The organism is Frankia sp. CcMO1, assembly GCF_977945845.1.
This window is the reverse complement of sequence record NZ_CDWTMG010000330.1, coordinates 3,613-4,371: the sequence shown is the minus strand read 5'-3', so window position 1 is coordinate 4,371 and position 759 is coordinate 3,613. Positions and strand designations below refer to the sequence as shown.

1 protein-coding gene is annotated in these 759 nt (G+C 75.9%); it reads left to right on the top strand.

The features are described 5' to 3' along the window. Positions 1 to 526: 526 nt before the first annotated feature. Positions 527 to 759, top strand: a 233-nt coding sequence (locus AC08OU_RS23195) for a hypothetical protein (protein ID WP_476605803.1), incomplete at its 3' end; no start/stop codon positions are given.

Genomic DNA, 759 nt, shown 5'->3' with positions numbered 1-759 from the left:
CGTCCCGGCGCTGGCGACGCCGGACAGACTCCTGGGCTTCGGCGTCGCCCCGGCTCCCGTGGCACTCGGCAGGCCGCTACCCAACCCGCTGCCTTGACGGGTGGGGCCCAGGGAGGACGGCTGGCTGGCGCCCGTCCCGCCGAGCGAGCCCGGGAACCGGGACACCGGGGAGGCGATGCCGGAGGACCGGCGCCCGGGAGCGTTGCTGCCGCCGAGCCCGCTCCCGATCGGGCCGAGCGGTCCGCCCGGGACACCGCCCGCGCCACCCGAGGGGGTCCCAGCACCGGTTGGCGTCGGAACGGATGCCAGACGTGTCGGGCTGAGGCCGCTCCCACCCGGCGGGGAACCGGATCCGGGAACGCTCCCCAGTGGCGTGGCAGGCACGGTCGACAGCGACGGGACCTTCGGACTGTCGCCGGTCGGGGAGAGGCTGCCGGAGCCCAGCCGGTTCGGTGATCCGACGGGCCCTCCGGAGCCTGCGCCGATCGGTTCAGCACCGCTACGGGTGGGCGGCGTGAGGGCCGGAGTGGACCGTGAAGGACTGCCGCCGCTGCCGGCACCGACCGGAATCCCGTTCGCCGATCGCTGCGGCACGGCGCCTGGCGTGGTGAGCGAGGGGCTGGAGAGCGGCGCCCGGCTGACTGAGGGGTTGCCGGGCGGCTGGCTGGTCGTGTTCCGGATTGGCGTCGTCGTCGGGATGGTCGAGCCGGGCGTGGTCGTGCCCCGCGTCGTCGTTCCGGGCATGGTCGCGCCGGGCGT